The organism is Bacillus swezeyi (assembly GCF_001969815.1).
In the GTDB taxonomy this organism is placed as follows: Bacteria; Bacillota; Bacilli; order Bacillales; family Bacillaceae; genus Bacillus; species Bacillus swezeyi.
This window is the reverse complement of the sequence record NZ_MRBK01000013.1, coordinates 106,563-118,906: the sequence shown is the minus strand read 5'-3', so window position 1 is coordinate 118,906 and position 12,344 is coordinate 106,563. Positions and strand designations below refer to the sequence as shown.

11 protein-coding genes are annotated in these 12,344 nt (G+C 45.6%); 6 read left to right on the top strand and 5 right to left on the bottom strand.

The genetic code is table 11. The features are described from left to right. Nucleotides 1–6 precede the first annotated feature (6 nt). The 3 genes from BTA30_RS12555 (at nucleotide 7) to BTA30_RS23870 (ending at nucleotide 4,303) form a co-directional block, all read left to right on the top strand. The gene (locus tag BTA30_RS12555; RefSeq protein WP_076761640.1) at nucleotides 7–1,851 is read left to right on the top strand and encodes a putative thiazole-containing bacteriocin maturation protein; all 1,845 of its coding nucleotides are present in this window, start codon (nucleotides 7–9) and stop codon (nucleotides 1,849–1,851) included. A gap of 1 nt (nucleotide 1,852) precedes the next feature. Beyond that, nucleotides 1,853–3,781, top strand: a complete 1,929-nt coding sequence (locus tag BTA30_RS12550) for a TOMM precursor leader peptide-binding protein (protein ID WP_076761638.1) — start codon at nucleotides 1,853–1,855, stop codon at nucleotides 3,779–3,781. Between the two features lie 357 nt (nucleotides 3,782–4,138). Continuing rightward, on the top strand, nucleotides 4,139–4,303 hold the full coding sequence (locus tag BTA30_RS23870) for a DUF4944 domain-containing protein (protein WP_239693606.1): 165 nt from the start codon (nucleotides 4,139–4,141) through the stop codon (nucleotides 4,301–4,303). A 14-nt stretch (nucleotides 4,304–4,317) separates the two neighbouring features. Here BTA30_RS23870 and BTA30_RS12540 read toward each other — a convergent pair whose 3' ends face one another. Further along, the gene (locus BTA30_RS12540) at nucleotides 4,318–5,298 is read right to left on the bottom strand and encodes an aldose 1-epimerase (protein ID WP_076761636.1); all 981 of its coding nucleotides are present in this window, start codon (nucleotides 5,296–5,298) and stop codon (nucleotides 4,318–4,320) included. 231 nt (nucleotides 5,299–5,529) lie between these two features. Between BTA30_RS12540 and nhaC the strand changes: the two genes are divergently transcribed. Continuing rightward, entirely contained in the window at nucleotides 5,530–6,894 is a 1,365-nt protein-coding gene (nhaC, locus tag BTA30_RS12535; protein ID WP_076761634.1) for a Na+/H+ antiporter NhaC, read from the top strand. Between the two features lie 208 nt (nucleotides 6,895–7,102). Here the strand turns inward: nhaC and dat are convergent, their stop codons facing one another. Continuing rightward, a complete protein-coding gene (dat, locus tag BTA30_RS12530; RefSeq protein ID WP_076761632.1) occupies nucleotides 7,103–7,954 on the bottom strand; it encodes a D-amino-acid transaminase in 852 nt (283 codons plus the stop codon). A gap of 285 nt (nucleotides 7,955–8,239) precedes the next feature. Here dat and BTA30_RS12525 point away from each other — a divergent pair, with 285 nt between their 5' ends. Together BTA30_RS12525 and BTA30_RS12520 are read left to right on the top strand one after the other, a co-directional pair. Further along, nucleotides 8,240–9,139 carry a polysaccharide deacetylase family protein gene (locus BTA30_RS12525; protein WP_076761630.1) on the top strand — a complete coding sequence of 300 codons (900 nt, stop codon included), beginning with the start codon at nucleotides 8,240–8,242 and terminating at the stop codon, nucleotides 9,137–9,139. Nucleotides 9,140–9,295: 156 nt separating this feature from the next. Next, complete coding sequence (locus BTA30_RS12520) at nucleotides 9,296–9,790, top strand: GNAT family N-acetyltransferase (protein WP_076761628.1); 495 nt, start codon at nucleotides 9,296–9,298, stop codon at nucleotides 9,788–9,790. A gap of 51 nt (nucleotides 9,791–9,841) precedes the next feature. On the opposite strand, the gene BTA30_RS12515 is transcribed toward BTA30_RS12520, so the two are convergent. The 3 genes from BTA30_RS12515 to BTA30_RS22760 all read right to left on the bottom strand — a co-directional run bounded on the left by BTA30_RS12515 (nucleotide 9,842) and on the right by BTA30_RS22760 (nucleotide 12,254). After that, nucleotides 9,842–10,591 (bottom strand): NAD-dependent protein deacylase, encoded by a 750-nt coding sequence (locus tag BTA30_RS12515; RefSeq protein WP_076761626.1) that lies wholly within the window; start codon nucleotides 10,589–10,591, stop codon nucleotides 9,842–9,844. Between the two features lie 33 nt (nucleotides 10,592–10,624). Then, nucleotides 10,625–11,701, bottom strand: coding sequence for a mechanosensitive ion channel family protein (locus tag BTA30_RS12510; protein ID WP_076761624.1), 1,077 nt, complete (start codon nucleotides 11,699–11,701; stop codon nucleotides 10,625–10,627). Between the two features lie 445 nt (nucleotides 11,702–12,146). Then, nucleotides 12,147–12,254, bottom strand: coding sequence for a YhdX family protein (locus BTA30_RS22760; protein ID WP_094777330.1), 108 nt, complete (start codon nucleotides 12,252–12,254; stop codon nucleotides 12,147–12,149). Between the last annotated feature and the right edge of the window lie 90 nt (nucleotides 12,255–12,344).

Here is a 12,344-nt window from a genome sequence, read left to right as displayed (position 1 = left end):
AGCAACATGACACATTTAGCCGCTTCCGCCCGCCTGAAAGTGAAACAGGATACTTATTTTCTTCCTGATCCAAACGGCGGCGCGTATTTTAGAAATAATTCCGGGTCGTTTCGCATAAAAGGCGCTTCAATTTATCAATGGATTGAAAAATTGCTGCCGATGTTCAATGGTGAGCATACAATGGAAGATTTAACAAACGGGCTACCCGCTCCTTATCGAAACAGGGTGTATGAAATCGGAAACATGCTCCATAAAAATGGGTTTGTTCGGGATGTAAGCAGCGACCGGACTCACCAATTGAAAAGCTCCGTGCTGGAAACGTATGCAGCCCAAATCGAATTTATCGAAAACTTTGGAGATTCCGGCGCTTACCGCTTCCAGTTATGCCGCCAGACAAAAGTACTGGCAGCGGGCTCCGGTTCCTTTCTTGTTTCACTAGTCAGATCGCTGACCGAATCCGGTTTCTCCAATATTCGGGTTATGGCGGGAGGTTCTTCTCAATCCGCTTTAGAGGAACTGACGGAAATAGCTGGCGAGGAGGCAGTCGAATTGACGGACGCGCAAAATTGGCGTGAAGCGGTGCGCTCTGTCGACTGGGTTTTGTACGTCTCTGAAGATGGGCTGCAAGAAGAGCTCCTCAAACTGCAAACGATTTGCATGGAAGAGAAGAAAGGCTTCATTCCGGGCGTCTGTCTGAAGCAAATCGGTCTGGCAGGACCTATCGTACAGCAGGACGGTGACGCCTGCTGGAAGTCGGCATGGCGACGCATCCATCAGGCGGCGCTTCATGAAGACCGAGAGCTTGCAGTTTTTTCTTCAGCGGGAAAAGACATGCTGGCAAACACCATCGTGTTTGATTTGTTTAAAACGGTTACAGGACTTACGCCGTTAACTAAACGGAATCAATTTTTCCTAATCGATTTGGCCACCCTTGAAGGCGCTTGGTACCCATTTCTCAAACACCCACTCATCGATTCTGACGGTACCCGCGCTCAATTGATTGACGACCTTGAAGGGAGAATGGCAGAGTGCTCGGACAACAAAGAAGAAGGACGTTTATTTCAGTTTTTCAATGAGCTGACATCTGACACATCGGGAATTTTTCATCTCTGGGAAGAAAAACATTTGAAGCAGCTCCCATTGTCACAGTGCTTTGTTCAAGCTGCCGATCCGCTGTCAAAAGGGCCCGCAAAGCTTTTGCCTGAATCGGTTTGCATCGGTTTCACCCATGAAGAAGCAAGGCGGGAAGCAGGGCTGACCGGTATTGAAATGTATGTATCACGATTGGCACGCTCTTCTATCAATCATGGTGAGGATTTCGGAATCGGAGCCGGAGAAACAATAGCAGAAGGCGTATTGAGAGGATTGCAGAAATGCTTAGAGCATCGATTGACAGAGCGGAAAAAGGGCGAAAAAGAAACGATTGTCCAGTTTCCTTTAGGTGTAATACAAGATAAGCAGTCGGCATTCTATTTCAAAGCGCTGACGATGATGCACGGCAGACCGGAAATCGGTTTAAGCAAGGATATAGAAGACTTTCCTGTTGTATGGGCAGGTATTCACGGCCGCTGGTATGGGAGTCCTGGTTTAAATCTCACACTGGCGCTCAGAAAAGCGCTCGAGCGGGCATTGATGGGTATAAAGCCTTTGGAGAAAACGGACATGATTTTACAAAAAAATGACATGAAGCTCGATATCCCTGTTTGCGAAGATTCGCCGCAAACACTGCTTTCCACTTTAATAAACAATCATAGCTCACAGTTTTTGGTCTATGATTTTCCAGCTGAACCTTTTTTGAAAGAAAACCTAGCGGGCATCTATGGGGTGCAGTTAAGAAAGGAGGAGGCTTAAAATGTGTATTTTGATTGTTGGTGAAGGTGTGATTGCAGAAGGCGCATCAGAACAATTATCAGCAAAATATCAGGTCATTCGTCAGTCTGATTTTAAGGCCGGAGTACCGGAGGAGACTTCGTTTGTTCTTGTTGTCCACGACGCTTTTCAGCCTTTCTTATATCGCAAGGCTGAAAAGATATTGAGAGCGCCGGGCATTCCATGGCTTCGCGTGTTTGCATCATTTGGCGAGGGTATAATCGGTCCGCTCGTTTATCCGAACGGCCCCGGCTGCTCCCAATGCGCCGATATGAGGCGGCTTATCGCCGGACCCGACAGCAGGGAAATGCTCGAGCTGGAGCAGAAAAGCGAAGACCTTCACCGTGATCCTTGGGCGTCAAAGACAGGCTGCCGGCAAATGGCCCGTTTGATATGCACGGAAATCGACAACATCATGGGCGGCAGGCGCGGCCTTTTGGAAAGAAAACTGTTCATCATCAATTTAAAAACGCTGGAAAGTTCCTTGCATTCTTTTATACCAGACCCACTGTGCCGTGTCTGCGGCAGCCTTCCTGATGATACAGCAGAATCCGCCCGGATTTCGCTTCAGCCAAATCCTAAAGCGGCGCCGGACAATTTCCGGGTTCGAGAACCAAACGATTTAAAACAAACACTAGCAAAAGATTATCTCGATCAGAGAACAGGAATTTTTAACGGAAAAATATATGACGCGATTTTGCCGTTCGCCGATATGATTGTCAATATGCCCTTATGGATAGGAAACGAAGGTGTCGGAGGACGGAGCCATTCATATGAAGAAAGCGAGTTAACCGCGATATTGGAAGGTTTGGAACGTTATTCCGGAATAGAACCGCGCGGCAAACGAACAGTTGTCCATGACTGCTACCAAAATGTAAAACATGACGCACTCGACCCGAGAAAAGCTGGACTACATGAAGCTGAACAATACCGGCAGTCCGATTTTCCTTTTAAGCCATTTCATCGAAATCGCCCGCTCCATTGGGTATGGGGCTATTCATTTTTGCAAGAGCGACCGATTCTTGTTCCAGAGTCACTCGCCTATTACAGTCTTGGGCGGGAGGACAGCTTCGTTTATGAAACATCCAATGGCTGTGCATTGGGAGGGAGTTTGGAAGAAGCGATTTTCCACGCTATATTAGAAGCGGCTGAGCGCGATTCATTTTTGCTGACCTGGTATGCTCAACTGCCTCTCCGGCAGCTTGATCTCGATTCAGCCGCTGATCTTGAATTAAGCTTAATGACAGAACGGGTGCGCAGTGTGGCCGGATATGATCTGTATGTCTTTAATTCAACCATGGAATACGGTATTCCGAGCATCTGGGCGGTCGCCAAAAACAGAAAGCAGCAAGGGATGAATCTCATTTGTTCCGCAGGAGCCCACCCCGATCCCGTAAAAGCGGTCAAAAGCGCCCTTCATGAGCTGGCGGGCATGATGCTGAAGCACGACCGCAGATTTGAGGACGAAAGAAACAAATATGTGGAGATGCTCCACAACCCTTTTCTAGTCAGGAAAATGGAAGAGCACAGCATGCTGTACGGTTTACCTGAAGCAGAAGAACGCCTCCGGTTTTTATTGGAGCAGAGGGAACCCTTGCAAACTTTCGCAGAAGCCTTTAAACCAGGAAAGAAAAACCTTGATTTAACCGAAGACCTTTGCAGCCTGCTTGAAAAATTACGCAGTTTGAACCTTGAAGTGATCGTCATTGATCAGACTTCACCTGTAACAAAGCAAAACGGATTATACTGTGTAAAAGTGCTGATCCCAGGGTTGATTCCCATGACATTCGGACAGCGCTTCATCCGCCTGGAGGGGCTTGAACGGGTTTTGACGGTTCCTAAGATACTGGGCTACGCAAAAGAGCCGCTAAAACCCGGTCAGCTGAATCCGCATCCACACCCATTTCCTTAAAATGAAGATGAAGAATTTTTTCCGATTGTTCTAATAAAGCGGAACTTTTTAAGGCGGTAGTTGTGGTGAAACAGGAAGACATGCGGCCGATTCTATTTCTTGCAACCCTTTTGATGGGCTTTTGCGCCGTTTATTTTGACGGGAAGCTGATCGGTTTTTGACATGACGGAATATCCGAGATGGACCGGGCACAGCGCTGACGGAAATTGGGAGGCCGTCATGAAAAAAGCGGTGATGCGCCCGGGTTCAGCGGAGATTTTTATTGACAGGCCGCAGCCAGCCGGATGACACGTATTCGGAAACACTTGTTGTAACATTTGATGATCAAATAGCTCTCAGCTCCTCGGCGAAACGCCAATGATCGACTATGCTGGAGGCGCTTTTCCCGGCGGCGGATCGAAAGAAGAGTCTGTGTCGTTTTTAGAAAGGTTCGACGAAGTCGAATTCGACGGCCACTGTCCAGTTGAATTGGAGACAAGGAAAGCATGTGTCCATTTACGCTTGATAAAAAAACATTATTGAATGGCGGAATGAGCTTACACTCCGCCGATTATGATTTTGCTTCGCATTGTCGCCTCTTCCTGCGGCTTTAATGCCTCAAAACCTGTCACATCCCGTGGAAGCTCAAGATTCGGGGCATTTGTCACCCATGTATAGGGTTCCAAGCAAAGTAAGTCATCCCGGTCCGATTTCCCGTTAAAAACGACCCAATGCTTAAAATGTTTGTCGCATTGATATTGCACGCGAATGTCCGCAAGGCGGTCGCAAATGTCAGCGGTGCTCTTTTCTTCTTGATCAAGCTCTGCCGCCAAAATGTCATCAAGCCTTTCCCCGGCAGCCGTTCTCCCCTTTTTAAATTCCTCTGTTGGCCTAAGTTCCCCTGTCGGGAGCAAGCGGTCTGACAGCACCCATTGTTTTGATGCCGGGAGAGAAAACAAGCATTGTGTTTTATCCCCCTCATCATTAAATGGATAGCGAAACGATGTGTGATATCCCAAGCCGAGCGGCATCGGCTCTGTGCCATGATTGACAACGGCTGCATCCATCTCCAAATGGTTTTCTTTTAATCTATAGGTGATGACGATCGAAAATGAATGCGGAAAGATGCTCTGAATGTCTGGATGATCATCCGATTGAAGCATCGTTTGCACCATGCTGCTTTCTTCGTCCGCCTCCGCTTTTTTCACCGTCCATTTTTTATCGTTCAGAAATCCGTGCAGATGGTTTTGCAGCGGTTTTTCATTGATGGGCAGCTGATATGTTTTTCCTTCATATGTAAATCTCCCATGATCGATCCGGTTAGGCGGAAAAAGAATGGGAATTCCGAATAAATACGGGTTGGCATCATACTCTTCCTTTGTTTCGGGCGTTTTTAACAAGTTCAATCCGCTGGGCTTCCACTTCAGTGATATCAGGTTGCTCCCCCAGCCTGGCACAAGTAAGGCCTCCAAACTTTCATTCGTCAGCAGTATCGCTTCTTCATTTAAAAACCGGGATTTCTCTACAGTGCAGGACATCCGCATTTCCCCCTATTTTCAATCGATTCGGTACAGGCATGTATACATTCAAGCCTTCCTGAGCTTATTATATCTAAAGAAGTCAGCGCTTTCAAAAGGATGGGCCTACAACTGAAAAATGTTTGAAATATTTTAATTTAAGTATATCTTCTATTTTTCTGTTATAATACGTTTACGCACAAAAGCGTAAAAGTATTAAAGAATGATATTTTTTCCAATGAGGTGTATGATTTGTCAAAAGAAAAACGCTTATCGTTTTCTATATCGGCTTTATTATTTTTAGTTATCTTAGCGATTATTTTTACGTGCCTGTTTATTTTCCACGCAGAGCCGCATTTGCCATTATTGATGTGCGTCGGCTTTTTGGCGGTCGTCGGCGCATTTAAAGGGTATAGCTGGAAAGAGCTTGAAAGCGGCATCGTCTCAGGAATTCGGAATGGTGTTCAGCCGATTATTGTTCTTTCTTTAATCGGCATATTAATCGGGGTTTGGGAATACAGCGGAGCGATTCCGACGGTTACGGTTTATGCTTTGAAGATGATCGAACCTCAAGCCCTGCTCTTGACGGCTTTATTCAGCTGCCTGATTATCAGTTCGCTGGTCGGTTCAAGCTTTACAACAGTCAGCACGATCGGAGTGGCTCTAATCGGCGTAGCCCAAGCAGCGGGAATTCCCCTCACATGGGTCGCGGGGGCTGTGATTTGCGGCGCCTGCTTTGGTGATAAAATGTCGCCGTTGTCAGATACGACAAATTTTGCCGCAGGGGTTGGAGAACTGCCGATTTTCAAGCATATCAGGCATATGATGGGAACCACGATTCCCGCTCTATTCATCACCATCCTGCTCTTCTTTTTCATGGGGCGTTCTTTAACCGTTGCATCGGCATCAACGGAAAACATTCAAACTATTGTCAGCGGGATTGAAAACATAGTCAATATCAACATGCTGACTCTTTTGTCGCCTCTCTTGGTCATCGTGCTTGCCGTAAGAAGAATTCCCGTGATTCCGTCCCTTGCAGCAGGAATCGTATCAGCGGGAATTCTCGCAGCGTTTATACAGCCTGATGTCAGCTTTTCATCTTTTTTATCAGCCATGCAGAATGGGCCGGTTTTTTCAGCCGAAAGCGAAGCGGTTGCAAACATTTTGAACCGCGGCGGCCTTCAATCGATGATGGGCTCCGTTTCCCTGATCATCATCGCGTTTGCGCTCGGCGGTCTGATGGAAAAGACAGGACTGATTACAAGCCTTCTTGAAGGTGTGATCAAAGGCATTCGTTCAAAAGGGCGCCTTGTTTTCTCAACCGTTGCGTCAAGCATGGGCATGAACTTGCTGACCGGAGAGCAATATTTATCGATTTTGATTCCCGGCCAATCGTTTAAAAAGCTGTATGATAGACTTGGAATTGAACGAAAACATTTGTCAAGGTCGCTTGAAGACGGGGGGACATTGATCAATCCGATGATTCCGTGGGGTGTCAGCGGCGCGTTTATGTCAAGTGCGCTCGGGGTCCCTGTGATTGAATATTTGCCGTTCGTTTTCTTCCTATATCTATCGCCGATCTTTTCAATATTGTTCGGATTTCGCAAACAATCATAATCCTAAAACTTTAAACCGTTTTAGGATTTTGCCCCAGCGTCAGTGAAAATCCTCGCAGTCTGGGAAAGCAGACTTTCTCAGGATGTGATTGACAGCGGCGTTCAGACAGGACGCCTGAGCGATTGCCGCCGTTCCTTTTCCCAAAGAATGCGAGGGTTTGTCGACACGCTGAAAGCGCCGTTCTCTGCTGGAGCGGCGCTTTTCTTTATTAAACAGGTTTTGCCGTTTCTGACAAAATGCTGTTTTGCATTGCTTTTTGTACTTCTTTTGTAAGCGGGCCCGGCGTTCCTGTTCCGACTTTCTGTCCGTCGATCACCGTGACCGGAATCACTTCGGCTGTTGTTGATGAAATAAACACTTCATCCGCACTCAGCAGTTCGTCTTTTGTAATGGCTTTTTCTTTATGCTGCCAGCCGTTTTTCGCAAACAGCTCGAGCAATTTCATCCGTGTGATGCCGTTTAAAATGAGATTTGTCGCGGGGTGAGTGTAAATGACGTTTTGTTTGACGGCATAAACGTTTGAAGATGTCCCTTCCGTCACGACGCCGTCACGAATCAAAATCGCCTCAAACGAGGAAGCTTCGCTTGCTTTTTGTTTGATCATGACGTTGTACAGCAGATTCAGGCTTTTAATATCGCATCTCAGCCAGCGCAGATCGTCTGCTGTGATTACGGAAACGCCGTGTTGCTGTTCTTTTTCAGGTTTTTGAATCGGAAACGTATAAGCGGTCACTTGAGGGGTGAGCCCTGCTTCATATTGATGCTTTCTCGGCGCCTTTCCTCTTGTCGCTTGAAGGTAGAGCCCTCCGTCTTGAACCTGATTGGCTTCAATAAGCTCTTTTAGCTCTCCCTTAAGCTCAGCTTCTGAAAACGGCAGATCAATGCCGATTTCGGCTGCGCTTTTGAAAAAACGGGCAATGTGTTCATTAAGCGTATAAAAGCTCCCATTGTAAATGCGGATGACTTCATAGACACCGTCTCCAAATTGATATCCTCTGTCTTCGATATCAACAGCACATTCGCTCCGTTCAATCAGCCGGCCGTTAAAAAAAACCTTCATTTCTCCATCCCCTTGTTTTTTATGGTTTCTCGATTTTCTCCATTCCATTCTAACATGTCGGTATCGTTCAAAATAGTGCAAGATTTCCAAAAACTTTCCCGCTGACGGATAAAAAACCTCTTCTTCTAAGTTTCAGCATTTTCTCTAAAAATTTGATATATTTTTCACTACACCCGGTACCCATCTTCCTTCCAATCCTGTATACTTAAAAATTGTGATCCATTATTTTATGAGACTCGCTTTCTATTACATAATGGAATCGAAAAATGATACGGAGAGAGTGACATGCGCCAAGTTTCAAAAAAAACATCTCCATCTGTAGCTTATCTGTTGACGAAAACAGCATGTTTTGTCATTTTGTGTCTGATCCTTCTCTACGTTTGGGATTTGTCACAGTCCTCTGACACCCCTGACAAAAAAGAGCTGACAATGTCTGAAAACAGTCAAATGCGGCATGAAGGAGATAGCATCCCGCTTAAAAAGGCAACGCAAGGACAGCTTCTTGATCACCTGAGCACAAAACAGGAGATCGCAAAACGCGAGCAGGAAAAAGAAAAGAAAAAAGCAGCGGAAGAAAAAAAGAATGAAAAAACGATTTATCTGACTTTTGATGACGGCCCTTCAGCGGTCAGCCAAAGGCTGTTGCAGATCTTATCAGAACATGATGTCAAGGCAACGTTTTTCATGCTTGAGCCAAACATGAAGGTTCACAGACAAGCCGTTCTCAATATGAAGCAGCAGGGCCATGCACTTGGACTTCATGGGGTGACCCATGACCAGAAGCAATTTTATAAAGACGCCAATTCTCCTAACTTGGAAATGAAGCAGGCTCAAAAAACGCTGAAGTCGATTACCGGGGTTGAAACCCATCTGATCAGAACGCCATACGGAAGCAAACCGTCGCTTACCGATGCTCAAAAGAATGTTCTGAAGAAAAACGGGTTTACTTATTGGGACTGGAATATCGACAGCCTTGACTGGAAATACAGGAGTCAAAAGTTTGTTCCGGAAGTCATGAACCAGCTGAATACGATCGAAAAGCGGCAGTCGAAACAGCCGATAGTGATCTTGATGCATGATATTCCTTCAACTGTTCAGTCATTGCCGCTATTGATCACAAATTTAAAAAACATGGGTTATTCATTCGAAACACTTGATGAATCGATGACACCTGTTCACGAATAGCAAATTGCCATACTGATCCCCTTTTTAAGGGGATTTTTTTAATAAAAGAAAGACTTGATCATCATCATATCCGTCATAAAATCTGACACACTTGTTGCCAAAAAAAGAGCCTCGGCTATATTAAACAGATAAGTTGATAAAATGGGGTGTTTTAAGATGCAGATTGAAGAAGTAAAATCGATCACAGAAGAAATTGATCAATTGGCGGGTCTTCTCGTTGAAGTGGTGAATGACGGGGCATCTATCGGTTTTTTGCCGCCGCTTAACCAGGTGCAGGCAAAAGAATATTGGCAAACGGCCTTCTCACCCAGCGTCATTTTACTGATAGCCAGACAGAACGATGAAATTGCCGGAAGTGTTCAGATTGCTCTGTGTACGAAACCGAATGGCCGCCACAGAGCTGAAATCTGTAAATTAATGACTGCCCCTGCCTTCAGACGGCAAGGCATCGCTCGTCTATTAATGCAACAAGCATTGCAAAGAGCGAAACAGGCAAGCAGATCACTGCTTGTTCTTGATACGAGAGAAGGCGATCCTTCAAATCTTCTTTATACGTCACTCGGATTTAGGGAAGCTGGACGAATTCCCGCCTATGCTGAGTCGGCTAACGGCGAACTGGATGCTACCGTTTTTTATTATCAATATCTATGACAAAGCTGCCGGAAGAGATCATAGTGAAGGCGTTCCCGGCGGGAACGCCTCTTAACCGTTTATTAATTTGGCAAACTCAGCGATTTTGTGATGGATCACAAGGTCAAACAAATGATCATAAGGTGTTTCATCCAGATTGATCATCATTTTCTTTAGTCCGGGAATCGCGTGCGCTTCCTCAGGGATAAATCTGACAGGCGCCACTTCAAGCGAGGTGCCGATCACTAAAAGCAGGTCAGATTGATCAAGACTCTCAAAAAGAGTATCGAAATGCTGAACAGCGTCGCCGAACAAAACGACATCGGTCTTTAAAATAAGGCCGCACTCTCTTCCCTTTTCATTCACACGGCAGCATCTGGGAACTTCAGCTTGCAAAATATGGTCCAGCCCATAGCGCGTCCCGCATTTAGGGCACGCGGCCGTTTGAATGGAGCCGTGCAGTTCATATACATGGCGGCTGCCCGCCTTGTTATGAAGCCCGTCAATATTTTGCGTGAACACCCTGACTTCTTTCCCCTTCCGCTCAAGATCGGCTAAATATAGATGCCCTGCATTCGGCTGAAACGAGCCTGTCATCTTGATTTGAAAAAGCTCTTTAAACTTTGGCCAAAAAAGCTTTGGAAAACGCTCGAAATAATCAAGGCTCATCGCTTCCATTCTCGACATATCTTCCGTCCAGATTCCGCCTGCTGAGCGAAAATCCGGAATGCCGGATTCAGTGCTCATTCCGGCGCCCGTTAACACGGTAATGCGCCTGGCGCTTTCGATCATCTCCAAAAACTTCCCGGTTTCTCCCTGCATTCGGCGCCCTCCCCCTTTCTCAAAACGATCTTTCTAGGCATTGTTTTGCTGATCCGTCATTTTCTTCAATTCAAAGAGACTGTGTCCAGGCGATACAAAATCCACCTCTTCTTCTTTCATAATGTCGAGGATTTTGTAGTTCACGTCCTGTCTGACGTCTAAATTTTCAGCCCACACCGTTGTATTGGTATAGTAGTTGAAAAAGATGCTCAAATGCGTATCCTGCAATACTTCTAGATTAACCATAATGACATCTTGGTTCACCTGCTCATGCGACCGCAGCATTTCTTTAAACCGCTCCACACATCTTTCGACCTTTTCCCGCGGTGTTGACGGATCGATATCGAGTGAGAACGTGACCTGGCGCTTCCGCATTTTCGTCCAGTTCATAATCGCTTCATTGGCAAGCACAGAGTTGGGAACAGTTACAAGCGCCTCTCCCGCCGTACGAACTCTCGTGCTTCTGAACGAAATATCCTCGACCGTTCCGATGACGATGTTCGTTTCAATCCAATCTCCTATTGTAAAAGGCTTCTCCATGATGATCACAATTCCCCCGAAAAAGTTCCCGACGGTATCTTTTGCCGCAAGTGCGAAAGCAAATCCCCCGAGCCCGAGGCCGGCAACAAAACCGTTCACATCATAATCGAACTCACCGGCAATGACGCTGATACCGAGCGCGACGATGATAAAACGGAGAATTTTTGACAAAAACGGCGCGAGAATGTCGTCCATGTCAAGTTCAAGCCGCTTATTGATTTTATAGAATAAAACCGATGATGATGCCGTTAAATTGTAGAGTCCGCTGACAATGATGATGATGACGGACACTCTGTACAGCTTATGGACGATGGCCATGTGGGTATCGAAAAACGGGGAGTAAATAATGGCCAAATAAATACCGAGTATAGCAAAAAACCATCTAGCGGGTTTTTCAAACGCCCGCGCCACCTGACTGAAAAAATCCGTTTTTGTTTTATTCGTCAATTTCAGAATCAGGTTGAACAAGTATTTCGTAAATATTTTTCTAAGCAAGAAAAATAAAAGCAGGATGCCGATGCTGATTCCGATTTCTGCGGCAAATTCCATTGTCATATATTTTGTAAACATTGCTTTCTCTCCTTATTAAAGCTCATCAACCATCTATTATACTAGATGCTTCGAAAAATTTCTCATTTTATTGCGCAGCAGCTCAATCCTGAAAGCTTAATCGATTTGCTTTTCCCAAACAATGACTTCATCGAAGCAATTGGACAGCTCAGAAAACCAGTCATCCAGAACCACACCCGATGTCCAGGACCACTCGCCTTTTCACAGGCAGATGGGACAAAAAAAAAGAATGGCCACTTTTCGGGCTGGCGACAAAATCTTATTTCTCAGCCACTTTGGCAAACTGAATGACGGTAGTATTCAACACCTGCTGCCTCCCTATTCTATTGATATAGGATTCGCACTTTAGTCTGTTTTTTTAGCTTTCAACAAAAAACTCCGGAATGCATCATCCGGAGTTTGATCGGTTGAGTTTGTATCCAAGAGACATTTCGGGCCAACACCGTTATTTTTTCTTTTGAGACTGTGTTTGATCAAGGAGAGTTGCTTTAAACATTTCAGCATCGGTTTCGATCTTAATCCGTTCTTCCACTTTCATTCTCCCTTTACCCATCATCTCGCCTCCTTTTGTCCATTATAAAATATCTGAAATATTGAACAAATGATGCTTTCGCACTAATTTTGACGAGCTTTGTCGTTTCCA

What these genes read in the sequence shown, in the direction of transcription:
- BTA30_RS12555 (WP_076761640.1), top strand. Translation starts at nt 7, where the DNA reads ATGACACATTTAGCCGCTTCCGCCCGCCTGAAAGTGAAACAGGATACT.
- BTA30_RS12550 (WP_076761638.1), top strand. Translation starts at nt 1,853, where the DNA reads ATGTGTATTTTGATTGTTGGTGAAGGTGTGATTGCAGAAGGCGCATCA.
- BTA30_RS23870 (WP_239693606.1), top strand. Translation starts at nt 4,139, where the DNA reads ATGATCGACTATGCTGGAGGCGCTTTTCCCGGCGGCGGATCGAAAGAA.
- BTA30_RS12540 (WP_076761636.1), bottom strand. Translation starts at nt 5,298, where the DNA reads ATGTCCTGCACTGTAGAGAAATCCCGGTTTTTAAATGAAGAAGCGATA.
- dat (WP_076761632.1), bottom strand. Translation starts at nt 7,954, where the DNA reads ATGAAGGTTTTTTTTAACGGCCGGCTGATTGAACGGAGCGAATGTGCT.
- BTA30_RS12525 (WP_076761630.1), top strand. Translation starts at nt 8,240, where the DNA reads ATGCGCCAAGTTTCAAAAAAAACATCTCCATCTGTAGCTTATCTGTTG.
- BTA30_RS12520 (WP_076761628.1), top strand. Translation starts at nt 9,296, where the DNA reads ATGCAGATTGAAGAAGTAAAATCGATCACAGAAGAAATTGATCAATTG.
- BTA30_RS12515 (WP_076761626.1), bottom strand. Translation starts at nt 10,591, where the DNA reads ATGCAGGGAGAAACCGGGAAGTTTTTGGAGATGATCGAAAGCGCCAGG.
- BTA30_RS12510 (WP_076761624.1), bottom strand. Translation starts at nt 11,701, where the DNA reads ATGTTTACAAAATATATGACAATGGAATTTGCCGCAGAAATCGGAATC.
- BTA30_RS22760 (WP_094777330.1), bottom strand. Translation starts at nt 12,254, where the DNA reads ATGGGTAAAGGGAGAATGAAAGTGGAAGAACGGATTAAGATCGAAACC.